The organism is Bacillus sp. FSL M7-0003 (assembly GCF_038628485.1).
Lineage (GTDB): Bacteria > Bacillota > Bacilli > Bacillales > Bacillaceae > Bacillus > Bacillus safensis.
This window is the reverse complement of record NZ_CP152024.1, coordinates 280889-304933: the sequence shown is the minus strand read 5'-3', so window position 1 is coordinate 304933 and position 24045 is coordinate 280889. Positions and strand designations below refer to the sequence as shown.

The 24045-nt window shown below is 41.6% G+C and carries 23 protein-coding genes; 12 read left to right on the top strand and 11 right to left on the bottom strand.

Features of this window, described 5'->3' with window-relative positions:
• Window positions 1–189 precede the first annotated feature (189 nt).
• Both MHI23_RS01650 and MHI23_RS01645 read left to right on the top strand, forming a co-directional pair.
• Window positions 190–1182, top strand: coding sequence for an LLM class flavin-dependent oxidoreductase (locus MHI23_RS01650; RefSeq protein ID WP_125587133.1), 993 nt, complete (start codon window positions 190–192; stop codon window positions 1180–1182).
• Window positions 1183–1392: 210 nt separating this feature from the next.
• Entirely contained in the window at window positions 1393–2433 is a 1041-nt protein-coding gene (locus tag MHI23_RS01645) for an acyltransferase family protein (RefSeq protein ID WP_125587134.1), read from the top strand.
• A gap of 20 nt (window positions 2434–2453) precedes the next feature.
• Here MHI23_RS01645 and MHI23_RS01640 read toward each other — a convergent pair whose 3' ends face one another.
• Together MHI23_RS01640 and MHI23_RS01635 are read right to left on the bottom strand one after the other, a co-directional pair.
• Entirely contained in the window at window positions 2454–3233 is a 780-nt protein-coding gene (locus MHI23_RS01640; protein ID WP_024427225.1) for a glucose 1-dehydrogenase, read from the bottom strand.
• A 119-nt stretch (window positions 3234–3352) separates the two neighbouring features.
• Window positions 3353–3781 carry a cell wall hydrolase gene (locus MHI23_RS01635; RefSeq protein WP_024424361.1) on the bottom strand — a complete coding sequence of 143 codons (429 nt, stop codon included), beginning with the start codon at window positions 3779–3781 and terminating at the stop codon, window positions 3353–3355.
• A 527-nt stretch (window positions 3782–4308) separates the two neighbouring features.
• Here MHI23_RS01635 and MHI23_RS01630 point away from each other — a divergent pair.
• The gene (locus MHI23_RS01630) at window positions 4309–5370 is read left to right on the top strand and encodes a DUF4352 domain-containing protein (RefSeq protein ID WP_163114419.1); all 1062 of its coding nucleotides are present in this window, start codon (window positions 4309–4311) and stop codon (window positions 5368–5370) included.
• 185 nt (window positions 5371–5555) lie between these two features.
• On the opposite strand, the gene MHI23_RS01625 is transcribed toward MHI23_RS01630, so the two are convergent.
• The 3 genes from MHI23_RS01625 to MHI23_RS01615 form a co-directional block, all read right to left on the bottom strand.
• Window positions 5556–5894: a hypothetical protein gene (locus MHI23_RS01625; RefSeq protein WP_342492223.1), complete on the bottom strand. Its 339-nt coding sequence runs from the start codon at window positions 5892–5894 to the stop codon at window positions 5556–5558.
• Window positions 5895–6023: 129 nt separating this feature from the next.
• Window positions 6024–7199 carry an ABC transporter permease gene (locus MHI23_RS01620; protein WP_342492222.1) on the bottom strand — a complete coding sequence of 392 codons (1176 nt, stop codon included), beginning with the start codon at window positions 7197–7199 and terminating at the stop codon, window positions 6024–6026.
• A complete protein-coding gene (locus MHI23_RS01615) occupies window positions 7199–7939 on the bottom strand; it encodes an ATP-binding cassette domain-containing protein (RefSeq protein WP_025092774.1) in 741 nt (246 codons plus the stop codon). Before MHI23_RS01615 ends, MHI23_RS01620 begins: the two co-directional genes overlap by 1 nt.
• Before the next feature lie 161 nt (window positions 7940–8100).
• Between MHI23_RS01615 and MHI23_RS01610 the strand changes: the two genes are divergently transcribed.
• Together MHI23_RS01610 and MHI23_RS01605 are read left to right on the top strand one after the other, a co-directional pair.
• Entirely contained in the window at window positions 8101–8802 is a 702-nt protein-coding gene (locus MHI23_RS01610; protein ID WP_024424366.1) for a LytTR family DNA-binding domain-containing protein, read from the top strand.
• 11 nt (window positions 8803–8813) lie between these two features.
• On the top strand, window positions 8814–9779 hold the full coding sequence (locus MHI23_RS01605) for a GHKL domain-containing protein (RefSeq protein ID WP_120208457.1): 966 nt from the start codon (window positions 8814–8816) through the stop codon (window positions 9777–9779).
• A 32-nt stretch (window positions 9780–9811) separates the two neighbouring features.
• Here the strand turns inward: MHI23_RS01605 and MHI23_RS01600 are convergent, their stop codons facing one another.
• A complete protein-coding gene (locus MHI23_RS01600; RefSeq protein WP_024424368.1) occupies window positions 9812–10741 on the bottom strand; it encodes an aldo/keto reductase in 930 nt (309 codons plus the stop codon).
• A 159-nt stretch (window positions 10742–10900) separates the two neighbouring features.
• On the opposite strand from MHI23_RS01600, the gene MHI23_RS01595 reads away from it, so the two are divergent.
• From MHI23_RS01595 to MHI23_RS01580, 4 genes are all read left to right on the top strand, one after another.
• On the top strand, window positions 10901–11365 hold the full coding sequence (locus MHI23_RS01595) for a DUF1453 domain-containing protein (RefSeq protein WP_342492221.1): 465 nt from the start codon (window positions 10901–10903) through the stop codon (window positions 11363–11365).
• 18 nt (window positions 11366–11383) lie between these two features.
• Window positions 11384–12598 (top strand): sensor histidine kinase, encoded by a 1215-nt coding sequence (locus MHI23_RS01590; protein WP_342492220.1) that lies wholly within the window; start codon window positions 11384–11386, stop codon window positions 12596–12598.
• A complete protein-coding gene (locus MHI23_RS01585) occupies window positions 12595–13251 on the top strand; it encodes a response regulator transcription factor (RefSeq protein WP_044333593.1) in 657 nt (218 codons plus the stop codon). Before MHI23_RS01590 ends, MHI23_RS01585 begins: the two co-directional genes overlap by 4 nt.
• A gap of 313 nt (window positions 13252–13564) precedes the next feature.
• Complete coding sequence (locus MHI23_RS01580) at window positions 13565–14605, top strand: DUF4352 domain-containing protein (protein WP_025092767.1); 1041 nt, start codon at window positions 13565–13567, stop codon at window positions 14603–14605.
• Window positions 14606–14652: 47 nt separating this feature from the next.
• Here MHI23_RS01580 and MHI23_RS01575 read toward each other — a convergent pair whose 3' ends face one another.
• The 3 genes from MHI23_RS01575 to MHI23_RS01565 form a co-directional block, all read right to left on the bottom strand.
• A complete protein-coding gene (locus MHI23_RS01575; protein WP_268436658.1) occupies window positions 14653–15738 on the bottom strand; it encodes an SEC-C metal-binding domain-containing protein in 1086 nt (361 codons plus the stop codon).
• A 191-nt stretch (window positions 15739–15929) separates the two neighbouring features.
• Window positions 15930–16868 carry a response regulator gene (locus tag MHI23_RS01570; RefSeq protein ID WP_025092765.1) on the bottom strand — a complete coding sequence of 313 codons (939 nt, stop codon included), beginning with the start codon at window positions 16866–16868 and terminating at the stop codon, window positions 15930–15932.
• 4 nt (window positions 16869–16872) lie between these two features.
• Window positions 16873–18159 carry a sensor histidine kinase gene (locus MHI23_RS01565; protein WP_024427213.1) on the bottom strand — a complete coding sequence of 429 codons (1287 nt, stop codon included), beginning with the start codon at window positions 18157–18159 and terminating at the stop codon, window positions 16873–16875.
• A 517-nt stretch (window positions 18160–18676) separates the two neighbouring features.
• On the opposite strand from MHI23_RS01565, the gene MHI23_RS01560 reads away from it, so the two are divergent.
• The 3 genes from MHI23_RS01560 (at window position 18677) to MHI23_RS01550 (ending at window position 22388) form a co-directional block, all read left to right on the top strand.
• Window positions 18677–19657, top strand: a complete 981-nt coding sequence (locus MHI23_RS01560) for a glutaminase (protein WP_024427212.1) — start codon at window positions 18677–18679, stop codon at window positions 19655–19657.
• A gap of 33 nt (window positions 19658–19690) precedes the next feature.
• Window positions 19691–21118, top strand: a complete 1428-nt coding sequence (locus MHI23_RS01555) for an alanine/glycine:cation symporter family protein (protein WP_024427211.1) — start codon at window positions 19691–19693, stop codon at window positions 21116–21118.
• A 119-nt stretch (window positions 21119–21237) separates the two neighbouring features.
• Window positions 21238–22388, top strand: a protein-coding gene (locus MHI23_RS01550) for an IS3 family transposase (RefSeq protein WP_098677243.1) whose coding sequence is annotated in 2 segments (ribosomal slippage) — window positions 21238–21511 and window positions 21511–22388 — 1152 coding nt in all. Because the reading frame shifts where the segments join, the coding sequence is not laid out codon by codon here.
• A gap of 62 nt (window positions 22389–22450) precedes the next feature.
• Here the strand turns inward: MHI23_RS01550 and MHI23_RS01545 are convergent.
• Complete coding sequence (locus MHI23_RS01545; RefSeq protein ID WP_024427419.1) at window positions 22451–23311, bottom strand: alpha/beta hydrolase; 861 nt, start codon at window positions 23309–23311, stop codon at window positions 22451–22453.
• Between the two features lie 309 nt (window positions 23312–23620).
• On the bottom strand, window positions 23621–23986 hold the full coding sequence (locus MHI23_RS01540) for a VOC family protein (protein WP_024424379.1): 366 nt from the start codon (window positions 23984–23986) through the stop codon (window positions 23621–23623).
• Window positions 23987–24045 lie beyond the last annotated feature (59 nt).

Sequence of the window (24045 nt, the reverse complement as noted above, 5' to 3'; positions counted from 1 at the left end):
AATGAAGTGTTTCATGTGAAACATTGTCGAAAGTTCCCGATGAACAGCTCTAGCTGATAACGAGTGTATTGATGTGGTTTCATATGTTGATATAGAAAAGATAAAAGCAAAGGATAAACCCTTTCGTTTCCTTCCACCTAAGGATTTCTTTATACTTATATTCAGCATGTTGATGAAAGGATGTTGATGATGCCATCACTTCATATATTAGATCAAGTCGCCATTCCTAAAGGTCAGTCTGCTCAGGAGACATTGATTCATACAACGCAGCTGGCTCAGCTGGCTGAAACGCTTGGGTATGAGCGCTATTGGTTCGCTGAACACCACAGCACAAGAGGGCTCGCTAGTACAGCGCCTGAAATATTAATGGCTCATATTGCGGCTCATACAACGACCTTGCGTACCGGATCTGGCGGTATTTTACTTCCTCAGTACAGTCCTTTTAAAGTAGCAGAGGTCACGCGGCAGCTTGAAGCCCTTTATCCTGGACGGATTGAGATTGGTGTCGGCAAATCTCCAGGCGGGATCGAAAGGACGAGGCTCGCTTTGACAGACGGCGTGCCTAAAGATCTGTCTCAGTTTGACCGCCAGCTGAAGGATCTTCTTTTTTACTTATCAGACAGACTGCCTTCTGGTCATCCGCATACAGGCGTGAAAGCTGCTCCGCTTGTTGATACTCATCCGCCGGTTTGGCTGCTTGGGCTGGGAGAAAATAGTGCCATGCAGGCGGCGGAGCTTGGAATCAACTATATTTTCGGCCACTTTATCCATCCTGCACGCGGCACACAAGCATTTGAGACGTATCGATCACACTTTTCTCCATCTGTCTTTTCTAGGCAGCCACAATCTATGTTTGCCGTCTTTGTCATCTGCGGTGAAACAGATGAAGAAGCAGACAGGATCGCCAGCAGTACAGATTTATGGCTGCTTCGTGTTGAAAAGGGACTGGACAGCCGCGTTCCTTCTATAGAAGAAGCAAGCGCCTATCACTACACCACACAGGAAAAGAAAAAAGTGCTGCAAAACCGCCAGCGGATGATTGTCGGCTCGAAGAAAACGGTGAAAGAGCAATTACAGACCTTGATGGACCGCTATCAAACGGATGACATCATGATTCTGAACAATTCCTTTGATACGATCGAAAAACAACGTTCCTTCAAGCGAATAGCAGAATTATTTTGAAGCCAGCTTTCCAGGCTTCTTTTTTACATTGTCATAAAAAATGGGAAATGTAACATCAAGATGTCAAAATCCTTCCTTCTGTCATCTGATCGCAAATGTGTCTTCTAATCGTTAGCGAACTGTAAACGCATAAGAGGTGTACCTTTTATATAGTAGAGGTACATATTCAATGAACGGTTTACAACGCTGAGAAAGAAGGAGATGACAGACATGAAAAAGAGACTCGATTGGGTTGATGCAGCTAAAGGAATTGGCATTCTGCTCGTGGTCATGGCGCATGTGCCCATTCCAGATTCGCTCAAGCAATTCATTTACTCTTTTCATATGCCGCTTTTCTTTTTACTATCAGGCATGATGTTTCGATCATCCTCATCCCCTGCTCTGTCATTTATTCAGAAAAAAGCCAAAAGCTTACTCTTGCCCTATCTCTATTTCTCCATCATTACGTATGTATTTTGGTTCTCCGTTACCCGTTTTTTCGCATTCAAGGGACAAACGGATATTGATCCTTTCGTTCCGTTTACAGGTATTTTCATATCCAATGCAGATGAAGCAAGACTCACACATAACCCAGCGATTTGGTTTTTAACGACGCTCTTTTTAGTGGAAATTTTATTTTTCTTTATGCATCGTCTTTCTAAAGGAAAACCCGCTGCCGTGATCTTGCTGACTGTTCTTTGCGGAGGTGCTGGATATGCCTCTACCTTGCTTTTAGATCAAAGTCTTCCTTGGAACGCCAATGTCGCCTTGACAGCTGTTGTGTTTTATTCGATTGGATTTTTAGCAAAGCAATGGTTTGTGGAATTAAAAACAGATCCAACCCTTCTTTTATGTACAGGTCTGCTTGTGCTAACGGCTTACATGCAAAGCTTTAATTCACGGATCGATATGCGCGTCAACGACTACGGTGATCTCTTTATTTTCTACGCATGTGCTCTGCTCGGTTCAGCTGCCGTGATTTATTTAAGCTTTAAATTGAAAACATCCCCTATTTTGACGTATCTAGGACGTAATTCTATTGTCATTCTTGTCTTGCAGTTTGCCGGTATCGATATCATGAAAGCATTTGTTTTTTATGGACTCGGTATCAATATTGCTGATACAGCACAGCTCTCTTGGACACTTTTTTATACGATTGGCACATTGCTGCTCATGGTGCCATGTATCTCCTTCCTGAGCAAATACCCGATGCTGCTCGGCAAACCAGCCAAAGTCGCTCAACGCTACGAACAAAAAACATCCGCCGGATGAACAGGCGGATGTTTTTTGGATTAATCATTGATTTGAGAAGGATAAAGTGTCATTCCACCATCTACAAATAAGGTGGTGCCTGTGATATACGCCGCTTCCTTAGAAACGAGGAATGCAGCAGCGGCCCCAATCTCCTTCGGTTCACCAAAGGTTCTCATCGGAATTTTCTCAAGCTGCTTTTGTTTTTTCAATTCATCCTGTAAATCATCATTCGATTCGGTTGCCATGGTACCCGGCGCAATCGCGTTGATTCGAATACCTGCTTCGGCATAATCAAGAGCCAGCGTCTTCGTCATCATATTCATTCCGCCCTTTGAAGTGGAATAATGAACATTAAACGGGCGCGGAATTTCCTGATGGACACTGGAAATATTTAAAATCGATCCTTTGATGTCATGCTCCATCATATAGGCGAGCGCAGCCTTTGCGCCTAAAAATGCACCTGTTATGTTGACATCGATGACGTTTTGCCATTGCTCCAGCGTCATCTCATGCGGCAGCGCTTCTTCGCCGTTGAAGCCTGAATTATTGACGAATACATCTACTGTACCGAAATGCTCCAGTGCTGTATCCATGATGGCTTGGATGCCTTCCTCTTTGGAGACATCTGCGTGTACTTTCACCGCCCCACCTCCGTGCTTCTGAATGGCTTGTACGGTCTCTTCAGCTCCATCTTCATCGCCTTTATAGTTTACAACCACATTCATTTCCTCTTGTCCAAACCGCAATGCAATCGCTTGTCCAATTCCTTTTGAAGAACCTGTGACAATGGCTGTTTTCCCTTTTAAATCTTGATACATCTTCATTTCCTCCATTCACGTGCTTCATCTTGCTGATACACAATGGTTACCCATTTTGGAAAAAACAAAAACACAACCCTCTGCATTTGTACTCGAAGAGGGTTGTGCGTTTCATCAAGCTAAAAGGTGTTATAAACATTTTCACACGTTTCGGCGGTTGGCTGATAAAAGCAATGTGACTTATACCTTGCCACAAACGGCTGATTGTACCAAGTCGCCGGACAATCGCCAGGCGGTTTAAAATACCAAAGGCTGAATTTTGCCGGCCAAAAACGTTCTCCGTTAATATTTCTCCGCGCAAGTGTTTTTTCCGTTTCTCGTGCTCGCTGATAGAAGTAACCATGCGTGACCGCTTCAAATGCATGCTCCTGATAAATCATTTGTGGAATCGTACGCAGCCCTTTAAAGTCAGAGCAGTTGGCACGCAAACGATTGATGCCCACGTTTCCTACGAGCAGCATCCCTCGCCTCCCTTCACCTTCTGCCTCCGCTCTCAGCAGTCTGGCCATTAAATCAATATCAGAGCTTGTCGCTCTTACCACTGCCATACATCCACCTCCAGTTCGTTTCTCTTTTATTTTATGTAGCGTTTCTGTGTAGATGACTGCCATTTTGACATGAAAAAGCACGTTCAGTGTCGGCAGCCTGTCTAAATTTGCTGGACATGTGTCTCGCTGCCAACAACACTCAAACCAAGTGACCATATACATAACAGGAAGAAATATTCATTACTATATACTCATTTACAAGTCATAAAAATCCTTCTAATTGCGACATCATCTTCAAAAACAGTCATTTGAACCTATTCAATAATCCGACTCAAAACCTTAAAATATAAAATGTTGAGTTTCTACAGGAGATATCAAATAATAAATTACAAGTTTCTCCTCTCAACTTAGTGTCATTTTTACTACTTGAAGCCAATCAACCTCGGAAACGCACTGAGGTATTGACAGTACTTTCGCTTCATTCTACAGTAAAAAACATACAGTATTTTTCTTTTTGTGCAAAAAGAATGATATGAACTACAGCTTTTCAATGAAATTCACCATAAACCCGAGGAGGAAAACACGCCATGTTTAAAAAGAAATTATCCCTGTTTCTTCTGATCTTGTGTGTAACTGTTGTCGCTGCTGCTTGTAGTGGTGGAAAAGACAAAACAGCTGCGAAAGAAAACGATACCAAAAAATCTCTTGATGCAGCAGAGGTAAAGGTAGAAAGTGCTGAGTACACATTACCACCTCAATACGATACATCTGTACAGGATGATCAGTATGTACTAAAAGTGAATGTATCTGTAAAAAATATCAGCAAAGAGCCTCTCAATGTTGATAAAAGCAACTTCACGCTTTACCAAGATGACGCACAGGTATCTACAATCTCTCCAGATGACTATAACGAAGTATTATCTTCAAGCTCTTTAAATGCAGACAAAGTGACTAAAGGCGGTCTTTTCTTTGTTGTTGACAAAGACAAAGACTATCAGCTTGTTTACACAGAGCCAGGAAGCGGATCGAAAAAAGATGACAAGACATTAGAATTCGATATTAAAGGAAAAGACTTAATGAAAAAAGCAGATACACTACAAGCATCTGCAAAAGCTCTTTCTTCTTATATTGATGTGATGATTTTTGGTAAGAAAAACGATGATTTCGAAAAACTAACAGGTGATAACAAATCAACTGTTGTGAACGAATTTGATAAATCATTCAAACAAGGTTACATCACTTCTTCAGGTATTTCTTCTAGCTCAGCGAAGGATGAAAACCTTGATAAGCTACTGAAAGCTGTGAAAGAAACATTAGCTGAAAAATCAAAAGTTTCAACAAAAACAAAATCCATCAGTGGTGATAAAGCTGTCGTGTCTGTGACTCTTACACCAATCGATGCAAGTCCGCTTGTCGATCGTTTGAAAGAGAAAGCGACTGAGTTCTACAGCAAAAACCGTTCAGCTTCTTATGATGAAGCGCAAAAATACTTACTATCAATTTACCCAGATGAGTTTAAAAAATTAGGACCATCATCTTCTGAAGAAACAGTAGAAGTCAACATGAAGAAAAATGATATCGACCAATGGAAACTAGATTTGAACGACTACAAAACAAGCTCATTAGTTGAGAAATTCATCAAGAACTAAAGAAAAACCCCCGATTCCGGGGGTTTTTGTTAATTTATTTCGGTTGTTTCCTATATTTGATTCCGAAATACAGAGAAGAAAGCAAGAAAATCGACAACCACACCCACTGAATATCCACCATAAATATAGTAATGGCTGCTACTATTAATATAGTGAGGTCCAGCTTTTTTCATAACGAGAATATTTCATGAAGAAGAATTCCCCTTTTCAGCTTCATATTCTTTCATGATCTCGATTGGATCAACCGCATCTTCCTCTTGTGCGTATTCCTCTACATAAGGAGTTGTTAATTTTTCAAACCTTTGCTCATCGTCTACTAAAGCAATATAGACATCATATCCCTCATAATCAGAAGGGAATAACGTTGCAGTAGAACTACCGGTTTCTAAAGCCTTGTCTATTGCATTTTTTAATTCTAATAAACCTACCCTGTTTCCCAAAATAAAGGCTTCAAAATGATGTGTTTGCTGAGCATATATATTACATAGTCCTAACACATCACCGTCATCTGTTTGATAAGACATATCCGAACTCCTTTCTTTGGTAAAATTAGGATAATTATATCATTTCCTCTTCCATCATGCTATCGCGAGCCTCTTTTATATGAATCTCTGAATATAAAAAAACTTGCAGAATATATCTGCAAGTTTTCTTTATTTCGCAAGCATCCATTTCTCTTTCATAAACAAGCTTCTGACGATGACAAACAGGATGACGACTGCCAAGGCTGAGGAGCCGAGTGTCAGGGCGATGGACATTGGATCGATGATACCAAACATCAATTGCTTACACAGCGCATGAATATTGAGGAATGGGATGGCAAAGTAATACGTATCTAGCTGCGTAGCACCCGCTCTCATGGTAAAGAACATTGGGAGCACACCTAGCGTAATGATCATGGACATGTACGATTGCGCTTCTTTGACTGAACCCGACATCACACTGAGCAGCAATTCAATCATGGATACCATGAAGGAGAAGATGATTAACGCCGCAAACATAACGCCGATAATGCTCCACATTTGATCACCAAAGTTCAGAGCTTGCTTCAGCTTTTCTGTAAAGAGCAAAGTCGATAGAAGCAGCATCCCGATCGCCACAATCCCACTTAAAATACCGAACATAGAGACAGCGAGCCATTTTCCGATGAGAATCTGGAGTCTGCTGGCCGGCGTCAGGAATAAGGCTTCAATTGATTTTCGGTCTTTTTCACCCGCTACAATATCAAGCGCTGCCGGCAAAGCTCCTGAGATCACGGAGGTCACCAAAATCATTGGAAGGAGAATCGACAACAGCATAGCGGTCACTCCGTTTTCCCCTTCATCACCTTCTTCTACATCAACGGACTGCACTTCAAACGGATGAATAACGGACGTATCGATTTGATCCGCTGCTAAGCGCTTCTCGACCACCTGGTTTTGATACTGCTCCAGCAATGATTGCAGCATTTGAACGGTGATCACCGAATCATCATCTGTCGTATATCCATGAATTTTAATGGCGAATGGCTTTTGATGCTTGAGCATATCGCCTGCCTCTTTCGGCATTTCCAGGTAAGCATTTGCCTCCCCATCCTTGACGGCTTGCTGCGGATCATCAAATGTTTCAAGGTTTAGGTTTTTGACCTCTTTGATCATTTGGTTCATTTCGGCTGGAAGCTGTTCATTGATGGCGACTGTATAGGCTTTATCCCCTGGATCTGCAATCATGCTTTCATAAAAGAACACCAGCCCAAGCATGGTCAAAAGAGGAATCAGTACGGTTAAGAGCAACGTTTTTCGATCCCTTAGCGCATCTGTCATTTCTTTCAAAAAGACGATTTTCCACATTATGAAATCCCCCTAGCGAGCTTCGACATAAAGATATAGTTCAAGTCTTCACTTTGTTCCTGTGCATATAATTCTGGAAGTGTCCCTTTGTAAACAAGCTCTCCTTGATGAATCATCATCACACTGTCACAAAGCTGGCTGACTTCTTCCATGATGTGGCTTGAAAAGAGGATCGTTTTATTTTGCTGCTTGAGCTGATGGATAAAATCTCTGAAAATATTACTCGACGTGATATCTAAGCCTGTTGTCGGCTCATCAAATAAAATAATGTCAGGATCATGAATTAACGTTCTGGCAATCGCCACCTTTTGTTTCATTCCTCTTGAGAATCCTTTCACCTTGCGATCCATGTATTGTCTCATCCCAAAACGCTTTGCCAAATCCTCTATTCTTGCTTTGATTTCATGCTGATCTAAGCCATATAATTTGCCAAAGTATTCAAGGTTTTCTCTTGCCGTCAAACGATCGTAAAGCCCCGTCTCTCCGCCAAACAAGACACCAATTCGCTTTTTCACTTCTGTTGCTTCTTTCACTGTATCAAAGCCTGCGACAGTGACTGTTCCGTGTGTAGGCTCTAATAATGTGGCTACGGCGCGCAATAATGTTGTTTTTCCTGCACCATTTTCTCCTAGAATGCCAACGACTTCCCCTTCCTTCACGGAGAACGTCATGTGTTTCATCGCTTTTACGACTTTTTTCTTATCTTTAAACCAGCAGCTGCAATCGCTGAGAGTAATCATGTGGTTCGCCCCTTTCAACTTTCTAAGTCTATGATAGAAAAAATAACGCTTGCCTGATATAAAAATGTCGCGAAACGTCCTTTTTCTGTCTTGAAATGATCTATTTCAAAAAAACAAATGGTAAAATAGACAAATAATAAGAATGGTCATAGGTGATTTTTATGATAAAAGTAGGTCTCGTCGACGATTACCGAGTAGATTTAGAAAAGCTGCACGCCATTGTAGGCAGGATGGAGGCTGTGGACATCATCTTTGTCACGCAGTCAGCAGAGGATGCATATGAGAAGGTCAAAAAAGGAGACATTGATCTGTTGTTCGCTGACATTGAAATGCCTGGAATGTCCGGCTATGAATTAGCGGACCTCATTCACTCTCACGCACTGAATGTCGATGTGGTCTTTGTGACAGGAAACAGTGGATATGCGGTCCATGCGTTTGATTTGAATGTACATGATTATATTATGAAGCCCTACCAAGCTGATCGAATTGCCAAATGCTTAGAGCGTTATATGTCCACCAAACAGGAGAAGAGCATTCATGGACGGCTTCTCATTAAGCAGCAGTCAGATATTCATGTGCTCCAGAAAAAGGATGTTATTTTTGTTGAGCGAACAGGCCGGTCAACAACTATCGTAACAACGACAGGAGATATCCAGACCTATCAGACATTAAATGAGCTAAAGGGCGATCTAGCTGAAAAGGATTTTATCCGCTCCCACCGATCGTTTATCATTAATATTCATTACATTAAGAATTTCTCGGCGTATGCTAAAAATTCGTATATCGTGTCTTTTGAAGGGACAGATAAAAAAGCCATGATGACCAAGCAGCAATTAGAATTCTTTAAGAAATACTATTTTTAAGGAGAACGAACGTGAACGCTTTCTATCTTGGATTTCGCATTTATGCTCTCATATGGTTAGGTCTTGCGTTTCATGCAGCTGCTGAAGCCTTTCTGCCGCTTTCATCCATTGTGTTGTGGCTTCTTACCTTTTGCGCGGTGTGTGTTTATACATTTTTCATGTACAAAAGATTTTTGCCTCATACGAGCGGTGATGTGATATTAGGCGCTTTTATACTCATTACCTGCACAGGTCTTTTGCTGTTTCTAACGCAACCGAATGGACTGAGCTGTCTTTTGGCGCTCATCATGATGGTGACAATCGATATCCTCTCATTGAAGGTGATGCAGACAGAGAAACAGTTAAATGGACAGCTTCAAGAGCTCATAAACGCAGAATCAAGAACCAACGAATTACTTCTTGAGCTGCGCAGTAAACATCATGAAACAGCCAGACATTTAAATGCCTTTTCCGCATCGAACGACGAGCATGAAATCAAAGATTTGATTCAGCAATACGTCAAACATTTCCCATGGATTAAAGGAGAAAATGCATATTTAGCCTCAACCCTACATCCCTTTTTGGAGCGGGCTGAGAAAGAGGACATTGCACTTTCACTAGACCTTCAAGCACCCTTTTCATCGCTTCCTTTTTCAAAGGCGGATCAGGTTAGTTTTACTGGCAACCTGCTTGATAATGCTCTAGATGCAGCGATTGAAGCGAAGCAAGCCGGAAAAGAGGGAAGCATTTCGGTCACGACCTCTATTCGGAGCGGGCTATTTTTAATCCATTGTGAAAACAGCACAAAAGGTATGGAAAAACACGTGCTAGATCATTTGTTCAAAACTTTTGGCCGCTCGACAAAAGGCGGCGATCATCAAGGCATGGGGACGTATATCATTCAACAGCTTGTTGAAAAGGCAGACGGTACGCTTGATTTCACTTACCGTTCTCCAAATTTGCGGCTCGTCATCAAAATCCCTCTCACCATGTCATAAAAAAAAGGTGCATAGCTGCACCTTTTTTAGTGTTAAGAGAAGATCTTATCGATTTGATTGATTTCCTCTTCTGTTAATTGAACATCGTTTGTTTTTAGGTTTTGCAGCACTTGGTCTGCTCGTTTTGCCCCTGGAATAATAGCATCAATGCCATCCTGCGCTAAGAGCCAAGCGAGTGCGACGTGTGCTGTTTCTGCATTCTTTGATTGAGCAATGGCCTTCAGCTTGTCTACTTTTTCGAGATTTGAAAGGAAAGCATCGCCTTGGAAAAGCGGGTCCTTTGCTCGAATATCATCAAATGTCGCATCTTTTGTAAATTTCCCAGTCAACAAGCCTGACGCCAATGGGAAATAAGGAATAAAGGAGATCCCATGCTCGACACAGTATGGAAGAAGATCCTGCTCTGCCTGACGTTTCAGTAGAGAATACTCTGATTGAAGCACGTCTAAGTAACCATCTCGGTTAAAGGCTTGAAGCTGTTCAAAATCAAGGTTTGATGCACCGATTGCCCTGATTTTCCCTTCGTCCTTCAATTCCTTTAATGTGCCTGCTACTTCTTCGAGCGGCGTACGTCCATCTGGGAAATGCATATAGTACAAATCAATATAATCTGTTTGCAGTCGTTTCAGGCTATTTTCAACCTGCTCTCTTAAGAAATCACGGCTGTTATCAAGTTCAATTTGCCCGTTTACTTCCTTATGAGCTCCTTTTGTCGCAAGGACAAGCTTTTCTCTGCCGCCTCTTTTGGCAATGATCTCACCGATTAATTCCTCTGAACGGCCCAGCCCATAAATAAAAGCAGAATCTAAGAAATTGACACCTTGATCAAGAGCGGTCTCCACAAGCTCCCGTCCAGCATCCTCACTAAGATTCGGGAATAAATTATGCCCGCCTACTGCATTCGTACCAAGCCCTATCGGATTTACCTGCAAATCAGTTCGTCCAAGCGTTACCTTTTTCAAAAGCTCATCTCCCTTATCTACATAATCATCCTTATTTTCCCACGAACCATTTCCAACATTCAAGTATACCGCTCTCTAAAAATCAACCTGCGGGTGGACGCCGCGAAAATAGAAGATGCGTATGATGAAGATAGACTAAAACGAAAAGGAGATCTTGTCATGACCATTCAAATTGTCATCATTATGATTATTCTGCTTTTAAGAACAGGCAAGGAAAAAGAAATCCGCCCCATCAGGCTTCTCATAGGACCGCTCATTTTATTAGGCACACTCTCTTATTCCTTTACCCAGCATATTGAAATCACGGCGATGAGCCTGCTTGCAATGATTGTCTTTGCACTCGCAGGTTTTGCAATCGGTCTATGGAGAGGTAAACTATACAAAGTAACATATGATCAACAGTCGGGACGTATCACCGCCGCCAGCTCACTTTATGGAACACTTTTTTTCATCGGAATCATTTTTATCCGGATGACAGTAGGTTCCATTGTACAGGATGGCGGTCATTCCCTGATCATTTTCGCAAATGGCCTGACATTCCTTCCAATCGGCAGTATGATCGGCTTACGTTTTATTCTTTTAAAAAGATATATGAACATCAAGGCATCTGCTGCTATTAACTGACAGACAGGAGTTTTTGATATGAACCTTCAGCAGCCACTCAAGCTTTTAGGTCAAATAAGGCGGAAATTCGTATTAGGCCTTGTTTTGACCTATATGTATATTCAAATGTATGAGCCCCTTTCATTAGGCGAATTGGTGTTTCGCACCTTCGTCTATTTGGTGTTTCTCCTTTGTCTTTTTCCAAAAAACAAGCTGTCACCTAAAAAGCAATTTTCTATGCTCCTCTTGATGTGGATTTTGACACATCTTTTGTGGCTGGTGACAGGTCAGATTCAAGACAGTATTGGACTGACCTTTTTTATGATCGGCTTTATCGCTTTTCGTTTTTCAGAGGCGCATCATCCCTATCTATTTGCTATCATCTTTTTCACCAGTGGGATCAGCTATTATATAAACGATTTTTCTTGGAACATGGTGATCACTCTCCCGCTATTCCAGCTGCTTGTGTATACACTTGTTTTGATTTCTAGAATGCGTCGGCGTGAACAGGAATTAAAGGAAGAACACTTCGGAGAACTGCAATTGGTTCACAAGGAATTATCAGAAGCCCATGAACAATTGAAAAAGGCGCATATGGAGCTTGAAGAAGCGACCGTTCAGTCACTCCAATTTGCAGTGCTGGAGGAGCGAAGCAGAATTGCACGTGACCTGCATGACAGTATCGGTCACCAATTAACCTCAATGATTGTCCAGCTGCAGTCTTTGCCCTACCGTTTAAAGCAGGAAGAACCAGAGCAGATGACGCAGACGTTTCAGGAGCTGATCCATATTTCTAAAAATTGTCTCACCGAAGTTCGTTCTGTGGTTCATCATATGGCGTCAGATGATGCAGGTCTCGGACTTGCCGGACTTCGCAGCCTCATCAAGCAAGGAGAGATATCGGGTGAGCTTGACATTCACTTTCATACAGAGCAGCTTACGTATAAAAAATGGCCGCTCTCCGTATCTGAACTGCTTTACCGCATTTTACAAGAAGCCATCACCAATACAATTCGCCATGCCAAAGCCACCGCGATGACCATTACACTATCTAACGACCAGCATGAGCTGATGATGAACATTGAAGACGATGGATATTTGACCAGCGAAAAAGATATTTCATTTGGCTTTGGACTGTCAGGCATGAAGGCACGGTGTGACGCAGCAGGCGGTTCCCTCGAGACGTCCATACGTGAGCCGCACGGCTTTTGTATCCATGTTCAAATTCCTATCAAGGAGGACTCCGAGACATGACAAACCCTATTAAGATTGGCATTATTGATGATCAGCCGCTGATCCGCCAAGGATTTCGTTATATTGCAAGCGCTCAAGAGGATATTGACGTCATATGGGAGGCGTCAGACGGTCAGGAGGCGGTTGAGCTTTGCTCGATCAACACACCAGACGTACTGCTGATGGATGTACAAATGCCTGGAATGGATGGCATCACAGCAACAGAGCACATTTTAAAAAAGCATCCAGATGTAAAAGTGGTGATTCTCACGACCTTTGATACGGAAGAATACGTCTTTGACGGAATTCGTGCAGGGGCAGTCGGTTATTTGCTGAAGGATACAATGCCTGAGGAATTAATTGAGGCCATCCGTACCGCCTTTGCTGGTGAATCTGTATTTCGAACGGCAGCCTCTGAGCACATGATGGCACGAGCTCTTCAGCAGGCAAATGATACACATCACACTCATCTGCTTCACGAATCATTCACAGAACGTGAACGCGATGTATTACAGCAAATGGCCTATGGCTTAAAGAATGAAGACATTGCTGATCAATTATTTATCAGCAAAAGTACGGTAAAAACGCATGTGCACCGTATTTTACAAAAGCTCAATGCACAAGACCGTACACAGGCTGTCGTCTTCGCCATCCGGCACCGCCTCGTGAAATAAAAACTGCCTTCACTTCAAGATTTTTATACAAAAAACATTTAAAACCTAAAATAAATCTATAAATTAATACTTATTAACTAGTATATTATGCTTATTTAATTCCTTATTTTATAGGTGATTGTGTTAAAAACTATCAAAAATAGGGACTAAAACCTATTCCTCATCATGAATGAATTTCGATAGAATGAATAGTGCAAATCGTCATTAGGATATTTTCCCCTTTAACACCCGAATATACCAATCTATCTGTTTCTTTTTTCTTAGTCAGATAGCGGGAATGAAATGACGAAAGAAAAGCAAAGGAGCTTCAACTGTGAATCTTAAAAAATTAAGTGCACTCCTCATGATTTCATTCGTGATGATCATCTCTGCAGCCTGCCAGAGCTCAGCCAAATCAACCGACGCTGATCAAAAGTCAACGAAAACAGCAGAGGTAAAAGTCAATAGCTACGAATATACGCTACCAGAAGACTCAACAACTACCTTGAGAGATAATGAATTGGTGCTAAAAGTCAATCTGACGATCACAAACAAAGGTGACAAAGCCCTTTCATTATATAACTCTGACTTCTCCCTTTATCAGGACGACGCCAAAGTATCTGATTTAAAATTCTACGGCAGCAAAGACCGTCTTGACCTTGGTTCATTGAACAAAGGCAAGTCACTTTCAGGAGCTCTTTATTTCCTAGTAGACAAAGGGAAGAAATATCAGTTCGTCTATCAGGACAGCATCAAGAAAAACAGTGATTCCATCCAAATCGACCTAGATGGAAACAAAATACTCGATTCAGCAAAAAAGCTGGATAACCCAGCAAAAGCATTATCCGCTTATACCGATATTATTGTTTTTGATAAAAAGAACGATGAATTCGCAGATTTAACGGGTGACAACCAATCGGATGTCGTCAATAAATACCATGAGATGTTTGTAAAAGACTTCAAAAGAAGTGCAGGAATATACGGAAATGAAGTGAGTGACCGAGATATTCTGTCGATGTACAAACGCATTCAAAACACCATGAAGGATAAAGCGAAAGTAGAAACAAGTGTGAAAACCATCTCTGATGACGAAGCAAAGGTTGTCGCTCAAGTAACAGGCATTGATGCTTCTAACTTAAAAGACAAGCTAGACAAGCAAAGAGACGAGTTTTACAACGGGAAAATCCGTTCTAAAGAAGAATTGTATAAAAAAAGCTTAAACATGTACGCATCTGAATTCGAAAAACTTCCTCCCGTTTCCAGCCCAGCTGAATATGAAGTGAAAATGAAACGTAATGGGGATGGTCAATGGAAAATTGACCTCAATGATTATAATACAGAGCAGTACATGAGTGGTTTTATTAAAACGAGATAATCTAAAAAAGACGCTGGCCTCTGAAGGAGCCGCGTCTTTTTTAGATTTTATACTGTCGCCTCTTGCTCTTCTTTCACCGCTTTTTCGATATCTTTAAAACGGCTCGATACAGTCGACGCACTAATGCCATACTTCTTCGCTACTTGTGCTTGAGAAAGCGGGGCATCGCTTGCAAGTGAATGAATGTAGTATTCGATTCCGGCAGCAAATGACGCTACTTTACGGATCACTGGTGATTTCTGATCACAGTAGGCTTTCCAAACCGTTAAAGCACCATCTGTCAGGCTTTGGTCACCGTGCTCCTTCATTCCGTCTTCAATCAGCTTAGCAGTTTCCAGCTGGACGTCACTTGCCCAGTCCATACGATCTGCTGATAGACCTGCACCGCCTTCTGTTTGAGCAGGTGTTTCTGATTCTTCTACTTCTTGCTTCGCAAACATACACTTCAGCACATCAGGGAATGATTCTCTCATAAATGTGCTGCGCGCCCCTCCATTTGCTTCATATGCGTCAACAAGCTGGCGAACTTGAAGAAGAAGAGTATCTGTAAACTCTTTCGCAAACATCGTATATTGAATGAAAAACTCTGCCTTTTCTTCAAATTGAACAGGAAAACCAAGCACGAGACTTCCCTTTTCAGGCAGTACCGTTTGATCAGGTTTTACATCTACTTCAACCTTCTCCGCTGTTACCATATTCTCAAAGTAAAGAGACTCGTCCGTTTTTTCATTTAATAAAAGCAAAGATGGCTCCATGTCTGTCCAAGATTGGACCACTTGTCTTGTTTTCGGACGGGTAATATCTTCTGCTTTCTTTGTCAGGAACTCTTGGAAAATGGTCTCTTTCTGATCAGTTAATGGACGGAAGAAGATGCCCCATACACTCAAATGGAAAACTGAGATTTGTTGCGTTTCTTTATCCATATCTGCAAGGAAAGAAAACTCATTAATGAATTGATTGATCGCTCTCTGATGCTTAGAAAAAGCATAATTCATTAAATCCTTTTGAACTTGTACAGCTTCCTTAAACACAAGCTCAGACGTTTGTTCTCCGCCTGATTTTTGACCACAGCAATGTTTATATTTTTTTCCGCTTCCGCATGGGCAGAGCGCATTTCGTTTAATTTTTCCCAAAATAAAACCTCCGACATTCTAGTCTAACCTCACTATTTTAACAAACGATTGCACAGGAGGGTTTTATTTTCAAGAAAAAAGAAAAATCTGAATGATCAGTTAAATTATAAAATCACCTGAAGATCACGATAGATCATAGGAAAGACAGACTTTCTCTGTTTATTTTCTCCAATCATACCAACAGATTTTCTTCAGCTCATTCCTTCGAATAACTGCTTTGCCTCAAAATAAAAGATTTGAACGAATTTCTTCGTATTGACTCTGCCTGTCGATCCTGAGGGAGAAGATGTCTTCTGCATTTCTTTCATTCTTTGACTGACATCGGTAAAATCGAAAAACTTCGACGCGTAGTGCTCAAACTTAGGATTTGAGAAATCTGTTAATCCTAGTGAGGCAAAATGATTCAAGGAATGATGAATAGCTCGTCTAATCCGCTGCTCCGCCGCTTTCACTTCCCGCATCACCTCTACATCGGTTGCACCATGATCCAGTTTTCTTTCTGCTGTTTTGATAAACAGCTGCTTTAGCGGCGGGAAATTGACCTCATGAGAATTAGCTGACTGTGTTTCATGTAAGTAGATCAGTATCTCCAGTAAATCCTTAGAGCCGCTCTCACCGACAATTCCCAGCTCAGATAAGAGGAATTCCCCAGCCTCTTTCATCGTTCTTCTCTTCGCCCCAGCGCCCGCACCTTGAGAAATGACAGGCTCTAATGGCAGCACGTGGCGAAGAGAGGCTTGTATATCGTATATCGATTTTTCCAGCTTGATACGCTCCATGACTTTTCGAATCACACTGACGATTTCAATGCGATTGACAGGCTTATGGATATAATATTCAATCCCTAGTTCATAGGCTTCTGCCATCATCTCTTTCGCCTCTACTTGGGAAATCATAATGACCTTGCCTTTAAATTCAGGGTGGATATGGCGGATGGTTTGAATGCCATCTCTAGCAGGCATTAAAAGATCAATCAAAAGGATGTCTACTTTCTTGAGGTTCAGGGAATGTGCCTCTAATCCAACTCCGTCACCCGCTTCATCTACGACCTCTCCCAAATCCTCATCCTCTATGATTTGACCTAAAATCGAGCGTATTGCACGATCATCATCTGCAATGAAGAATCGCATACACTCACCCTCTCTGTATTAAATTTTGTATAGGAAGGACAAGCAGAAAAGCTGTACCTTTTGTTTCTTTTGGTTCGATTTGAATCTGACCGCCAAGCTCTTGAACCAGCTCTCTCACATAGGATAAGCCAATTCCTGTAGACGGTGTTCCAAATGCATCAAATTTGGAGGTATACCCTGGATCAAACACAATCTCTCTCATTTTTATAGGAATCCCTGGTCCGTCATCTTCAATCCGAATCTCTATTTTATCATGACTTCCTTTCAATTCGAGTGAGATCATCCCGGTATCTTTTATTGCTTCGACTGCATTGGCCATTAAATTATTAATCAGCGATAAGAAAATAAACACATGATAATCATGCAGATGAATGCCCCTTATATCAGATGTAAAGGAGATGTTTTTCCCAAGAGATAAAGCATACTTCTCTTGAATGCGGATCACAATTTGAACAAGCTCCTCCGCCTTCATATAGTCTTGCATATTTTCCTTCGAAATCAGCTTTGAAAGCCCAGCATAAATACGCTGATTGTCCTTTTTCACTTCATGAATTTCTCCTGCGAGCTTTAACAGCTCCTGACTCACTTTTTTCCCTGCTTCGTGTTCATGCAGCAGACGATAAAGCCGGTATGATTCCTGTGTAATATGCTCTGTATGTTTTAACGTTTTCTTTAAATGCACCGTTTCTTCATATAAATTCGAAATGACCATCATCATATGCTCATTTTGTTTCATGATCTGCTTTTCTCTTGATTGAGCCTCATACAGCTTCATCATATTAAAAAAACTGATCACCACAAAGCTATGAGCAAACGCAATGAGGAACATATCGCTCAGCTTTGATAAGGTCATCGTTGTATCAAACACTAGAAATTGTACAAACAGCTCGACAAAATCAGCAACTAATTCGATCATCAGACCGATGATCCCAATGAAAATAGAGCGCTGTTTAAAGCGTCCCGTACGGACGGCAAAAAACAGGAAAGCATAAGTGAAATAGAAAAAGAAGCTTGGGAATTGCTGATAAAATGATGAAGCCAGATCAGCATTCTGCTGAATCAAATCTAAACCTACCCGAAAAAGCACAATGGCTGCGCCTGTTAAAAATCCCGGCAATAGCGGTCTAGATTTTCTTAAGAGTAATAAGCAAAAGAAAAACGCAGGTGCGCCAAAGCTGATGCGAAACGTCTCATTCACAGGATAAAACTTCAGCTCTCCTGCAAGCGGCACAATGACTATCATAAAAATTAAAATGAATGCGTCCTTTTTGACAAGCTGATTTAAACTCAAATGACTGACATCCCTTCCCCTGTTTGCATAGCCACAGTATACAAGGAGACTCTTTTCTCCACAATGTACAAAAAAATAATTTTCACTGCTCCTTTTATCCTCAAAATCCGTTTTTATGACTATTCTCCGGGACAGCAAGGTGACCTTTCAGCTATTCACTGTTTTGATCATTGACGACAATAATAGGAATTGTTTAGACAATCATCGACAGACTGATTTTTATTTGTAAGTTTTTCTGTAGATTTACGTCAGATTGTGTAGTTTCCAAGATAAATTGAATGAATAATTTTAGTGAAACTATATGTAAGCGTTTTCTTAATTTTCACTAAAAACCCTTTTTGTTTTTCCGCCGACAATGCCTTCATTTGTACATATATTTAGGTGTAAAGGAGTGGTGCAAGCAGCGCATGACAAGTTCTTTGAAGATGTGTAACATGTTTTCGTGCCTATTTGATCGCATTTTTTGTCATCCGCCAATTCAATAGGGTACTTTTTGATTTTTGATTGGAGGAATCGTATGAAAACAGCAATTTCTAAAAATACACAACACGCATGCCAGTCTTCTGTTGATCAATGGGCAGAAGAAATACGTCCGTATTACACAAACGGGCAGAATGCTGGCTACATTCCAGCACTTGGAAAAGTGAATTCCTCTCAACTTGGTATCAGCGTGATAGGCCCAGATGGATCATCTGTACGATATGGTGATTGGGACGTTCCCTTTACCCTGCAAAGTATCTCAAAAGTCATCAGCTTTATAGCTGCCTGTTTAGGAAGAGGCGTACCTTACGTCTTGGATCGGGTAGATGTAGAGCCAACTGGTGATGCTTTTAATTCCATCTACCGTCTTGAGATGCATAAACCAGGGAAGCCCTTTAATCCAATGATTAATGCTGGAGCTATTACCGTATCCTCCATCCTTCCCGGAAAGACTTCTACAGAAAAGCTAGCATATATTTTCGATTTAATCGAAAACTTAATAGGTAAGCGTCCTTCTGTTAATGAAGAGGTTTATCAATCAGAATGGGCAACTGCGCACCGAAATCGGGCACTTGCTTATTATTTAAAGGAAACCAATTATTTAGAATCGGATGTCGAGGACACGTTAGAAGTGTATTTAAAGCAATGTTCCATTGAGGTCACAACAGAGGACATCGCCTTGATTGGACTGATTATATCAAGTGATGGCTACCATCCCTTTAAACAAGTCCAAGTCATCCCAAAGGATATCGCCAGACTAACAAAAGCATTGATGCTGACATGCGGCATGTATAATGCGTCTGGGAATTTTGCTGCTTTTGTAGGCGTTCCAGCCAAAAGTGGTGTTTCTGGAGGAATTATGGCTTGCGTTCCGCCAAGCGCAAGAAGAGAGTTCCCGTTTCAGACAGGCTGTGGAATTGGCATTTACGGTCCTGCCATTGACGATTGCGGAAATAGTATTACCGGTGTCATGATGCTGAAAAAGCTCGCCAAAGAGTGGGATCTCAGTATTTTTTAAAAAGAACAGTGATGAATTCGAAGAGGTGATGTTATGAACGAAAAAGCTTTGCTATCTTATTTAACACATACAAATGATTTTATTTGGACTTATATTGTGATTGCTCTGTTACTTGGTGTTGGGGTGTACTTCACATATAGAACACGCTTCCTGCAAGTGAGAATGATCAAAGAAATGCTGCGTGTCCTGAAGGAAGGAAGAAAAGAAAAAGAGGGAATATCACCGTTCCAAGCATTTGCCATCAGTATGGCAGCACGTGTAGGGACAGGGAATATCACAGGGATTGCTATCGCTATTGCCATTGGCGGCCCTGGTGCCATCTTTTGGATGTGGATCGTAGCCATTATCGGATCTGCTTCAAGTTTCGTTGAAAGTACACTAGCTCAAGTATATAAAGTAAAAGACAAAACAGGTTTCCGCGGTGGACCTGCTTATTACATGGAAAAAGGGTTAAACAAGCGCTGGATGGGGATTTTATTTGCGATCCTGATTACGATTTCTTTTGGAATCGTCTTTAATGCGGTTCAATCAAATACGATCACTGTCGCTTTTAAAAACTCCTTCGGTTTAGACCGTTTAACCGTCGGTATTGTGATGGCTGTCATTTTTGCAGCGATCATTTTCAAAGGAATCCAAGCGATCGCAAAGGCTTCTGAATACATTGTCGTTGTGCTTGCGGTTGCTTACATCGGAATTGCGTTCTTTGTTATTGTCACAAATATCACGGAACTTCCTGGTGTCATCAGCACGATTGTGAAACACGCCTTCGGGTTTGAACAGTTTGCTGGCGGTACGCTAGGCGGTGCCTTATTACAAGGGATTAAACGCGGTCTCTTCTCAAATGAAGCCGGTATGGGTAGTGCACCTAACGCAGCAGCAACGGCTGTCACAAGCCACCCTGTTAAACAAGGATTAATCCAAGCATTCGGCGTGTTAACAGATACGTTAATTATTTGTACAAGCACAGCCTTCCTTGTTCTGTTTTCTGATGCGTATAAAACAACAAACCTGCAAGGGATTGAATTAACACAGGCTTCTCTTAGTCAGCATATTGGACCATGGGCCTCTGGCTTCCTTGCCATCATGATTTTCCTATTCGCGTTTAGTACATTGATCGGTAACTATTACTATGGGGAAACGAACATTGAATTCCTTGGAGCGAACAAAATTTGGCTTAACATCTATCGAATTGCCGTTATTGGAATGGTTCTGTTCGGTGCGGTTGCCACTGTTCCTCTCGTTTGGGGTCTAGCCGATCTCTTCATGGGACTCATGGTCATCGTCAACCTCATCGCCATTACCATGCTGTCTAAGGTCGCCTTCGCAGCACTGAAGGACTACACGAGACAGAAAAAAGAAGGCAAAGATCCTGTTTTCTATAAAAATGCCGTTCCAAACAATGAGAAAATTGAATGCTGGGACGACGAACCTGCTGCATTGAAAAAGAATCAAATCGGATAAATCAAAAAAGCTCTGGTCAACGGGGGGACTGACCCCATAAGATGAGACAAATAAAAAACACCTTCAAGTTTGAAAACGGATCGTTGTAATCCGAAATAAAACATGGAGGTGTTTTTTCTATGGGGACAAGAGTGAGTTATCCGGTTGAAGTCAAACAGAAGGCTGTAGAAATGAGATTGGCAGGCGTATCAATGAAAGAGATTTTGCGGGAATTGAATATCAAAAATAAAACGCAGGTTCAGACATGGGTGAGGTGGCATAAGGCTGGGGATACACACCGGTTCGAACAGCCTGTTGGAAAACAATATACCCATAGAAAGGGTCCCGAGTACTCTTCCGAATTAGAGAGACTGCAGGCAGAAAATCGCTATCTGAGTCAACAGAATGAAGTTTTAAAAAAGTACAACGAATTGGAAAGGAAGTTGATAAGGAAACGTCAATCAAACTGGTAGAAGAATTGTGCAAAACAATGACAGTACAGGACATCTGTGTCCATTTAGGCGTCTCACGCGCTTCGTACTATAGATGGAAAAAAGATCTGACTCAGAATCATTCTAAAAAACAACTAGAGGAACAAATCGGCACGTTGTGCCGAGAGCACAAGTATCGATATGGATATCGAAAAATCACAGCCATACTAAAAATGAGGATGCATATTAACCATAAAACTGTTCAACGTATCATGCAGAAAAACCAGTGGCAGTGCCGGGTTAAAATGAAAAAGCGTAAGAAGAATGGGCAGCCCTATGCCGTGGCCGGTAATATACTGGATCGGAACTTTCAATCTGATCGCCCTCTTGAAAAACTAGTAACGGACATCACGTATTTGCCTTATGGACAGAAACAATTGTACCTTTCCAGTATATTGGATTTATATAATGGAGAAGTAATTGCGTTTACGATTGGTGATAAGCAGGACACAGACTTTATTTTAAACACACTTGATCAGCTCCCAGCACTGCCTGAAAACTGTGTGTTACATAGCGACCAAGGTTCTGTGTATACATCTTACGAGTATCAGAAAGCTGTTCATATAAAAGGCATTACCATGAGCATGTCCCGTAAAGGGACGCCCGCTGATAATGCCTCCATCGAATCGTTTCATTCCTCGCTAAAGTCTGAAACGTTCTATCTTAACAGCATTGATCGAACTACAACCAACATTGTAGAACGCACTGTCAAAGAATACATTTATTATTATAACAACATTCGTATTCAAACAAAACTAAACAACCAATCACCGATCAACTATCGGCAATTGGCTGTATAAAGGTGTTTTGATCCCTGTCTCAAAAACGGGGGTCAGTCCCCAACTGATCAGAGCTTTTTTCTTTATGTCAAAAATTCAAGTATGAGTTTGTTGACAACCTCTGGTTTCTCATGATTGATCCAATGAGAGGCATCATCGACAAAGATCAGCTGGCCATTTGGACAGATCTTTATCGTTTCCTTCGCCAGCTTTCTGCTTAAAAATTTGTCCTCCATCCCCCAGATCATGCGAACAGGAACGAGAATTCGTTTGGAAATTGGCTTTTCAAAGCCGCCTTTTTTGATGGCTCGATACCAATTCAGCATTGAGGTCAAGGCGCCTGGCTGCGTCCAAGCGAGCTTGTAGCTTGAGACATCTTCCTTCGTGAACAAATGCGGTCTTGCCGTCAGCCCAATGGCTTCATCCAGCTTTTGAAAATGATTTTCTTGAAGTGCTGCCTCTGGAGCATTCGGAAGCTGAAAAAAAGCGATATAGGAGCTTTTCTTCCACTGCGGCGGATAAAAAGGAAGAACCTTCATCATCACCCGCGGATGCGGCATATTGACAATGATTAATTTCTCGACATATTGAGAACGGGTTGAAGCCAAATGCCAAGCAACAGCTCCGCCCCAGTCATGTCCGCCGACAATCGCCTTTTGGTTCGGGCTCAGCGTCTTGATCAAACCCACAATATCATCTCTCAGTTTATCTAATACGTAGGATTCGACTCCTTCTGGCTTGTCACTTAGATGGTAGCCTCTTTGATCAGGAACAACAACACGATAGCCTGCCTCAGCCAAGGGGATGATTTGATTTTTCCAGCCGTACCAAAACTCAGGAAACCCGTGGAGCAGCACAAGCAGCGGGCCATTTTCTGGTCCAGCCATTGCTGTATGAAGTGTTACACCATTTGTTTGGATTGATTGAAACTCAATTTGTTCCATTCCTTTGCCACCCTTCTCCTTGTCCTTTTATTCTTCCAACATAGCATATTTTCCATTTTTCAGAAAATAAAAACACTCACAAAAAAACCTTCACACTCGTGAAGGTACAGATTGTTGACAAAGGGCTAAAATGATCTTGATTTTAGCCTTTTGTCTTCTTTTCAGCGTGATAGAAAACCTTTGAAGTCTAGGAAGGACGAGCATCGGAGCGGAGCGAATTTGACATTCGTGAGCACCGGAGCGCAGACCTGACACCGAATGCGAGGGTTTGTCTACACGCTGAAACTTCACACTCGTGAAGGTCTTCGTCTATTTCATATAATTCAGAACCCAGATCAACCCATTTTTCCGGTCCTGTACTTGTCCGTGAAGTGCGCCAAAGAAGGTATCCTGTAATTCGACCAGTACATCTCCATCAGCTTCCAGCGCTTCATAGACAGCCTTTAGTTCTTCTTCATTGTCAAACTGCATGATCAATCTGAGATTCTCTGGCTTTGGCGTGCGTCCAAATGTATCTGAAAAATGAAGCAGTGATTCCCCAAGATGCAATTCAGCATGCAGGACACGGTCTTGATGTTCATTTAAGATATGAATATCCCCACCAAAAATCCCTTGATAATATTGAAGAGATTCTTTCACATCTTCTACAACAATATAAGGACTAACACTAATCATATCCCTCATCCTCCTCTTGTTCCGTTCATCATCTCTTTTATAGCTTATCCCAAATCGTA

Excerpts from the sequence above, each read along its gene's own strand:
- MHI23_RS01585 (WP_044333593.1), top strand. The coding sequence starts at position 12,595 with ATGACAAACCCTATTAAGATTGGCATTATTGATGATCAGCCGCTGATC.
- MHI23_RS01570 (WP_025092765.1), bottom strand. The coding sequence starts at position 16,868 with ATGCGATTCTTCATTGCAGATGATGATCGTGCAATACGCTCGATTTTA.
- MHI23_RS01540 (WP_024424379.1), bottom strand. The coding sequence starts at position 23,986 with ATGATTAGTGTTAGTCCTTATATTGTTGTAGAAGATGTGAAAGAATCT.
- MHI23_RS01630 (WP_163114419.1), top strand. The coding sequence starts at position 4,309 with ATGTTTAAAAAGAAATTATCCCTGTTTCTTCTGATCTTGTGTGTAACT.
- MHI23_RS01595 (WP_342492221.1), top strand. The coding sequence starts at position 10,901 with ATGACCATTCAAATTGTCATCATTATGATTATTCTGCTTTTAAGAACA.
- MHI23_RS01610 (WP_024424366.1), top strand. The coding sequence starts at position 8,101 with ATGATAAAAGTAGGTCTCGTCGACGATTACCGAGTAGATTTAGAAAAG.
- MHI23_RS01625 (WP_342492223.1), bottom strand. The coding sequence starts at position 5,894 with ATGTCTTATCAAACAGATGACGGTGATGTGTTAGGACTATGTAATATA.
- MHI23_RS01640 (WP_024427225.1), bottom strand. The coding sequence starts at position 3,233 with ATGTATCAAGATTTAAAAGGGAAAACAGCCATTGTCACAGGTTCTTCA.
- MHI23_RS01615 (WP_025092774.1), bottom strand. The coding sequence starts at position 7,939 with ATGATTACTCTCAGCGATTGCAGCTGCTGGTTTAAAGATAAGAAAAAA.
- MHI23_RS01560 (WP_024427212.1), top strand. The coding sequence starts at position 18,677 with ATGAAAACAGCAATTTCTAAAAATACACAACACGCATGCCAGTCTTCT.
- MHI23_RS01645 (WP_125587134.1), top strand. The coding sequence starts at position 1,393 with ATGAAAAAGAGACTCGATTGGGTTGATGCAGCTAAAGGAATTGGCATT.
- MHI23_RS01620 (WP_342492222.1), bottom strand. The coding sequence starts at position 7,199 with ATGTGGAAAATCGTCTTTTTGAAAGAAATGACAGATGCGCTAAGGGAT.
- MHI23_RS01650 (WP_125587133.1), top strand. The coding sequence starts at position 190 with ATGCCATCACTTCATATATTAGATCAAGTCGCCATTCCTAAAGGTCAG.
- MHI23_RS01555 (WP_024427211.1), top strand. The coding sequence starts at position 19,691 with ATGAACGAAAAAGCTTTGCTATCTTATTTAACACATACAAATGATTTT.
- MHI23_RS01545 (WP_024427419.1), bottom strand. The coding sequence starts at position 23,311 with ATGGAACAAATTGAGTTTCAATCAATCCAAACAAATGGTGTAACACTT.
- MHI23_RS01635 (WP_024424361.1), bottom strand. The coding sequence starts at position 3,781 with ATGGCAGTGGTAAGAGCGACAAGCTCTGATATTGATTTAATGGCCAGA.
- MHI23_RS01590 (WP_342492220.1), top strand. The coding sequence starts at position 11,384 with ATGAACCTTCAGCAGCCACTCAAGCTTTTAGGTCAAATAAGGCGGAAA.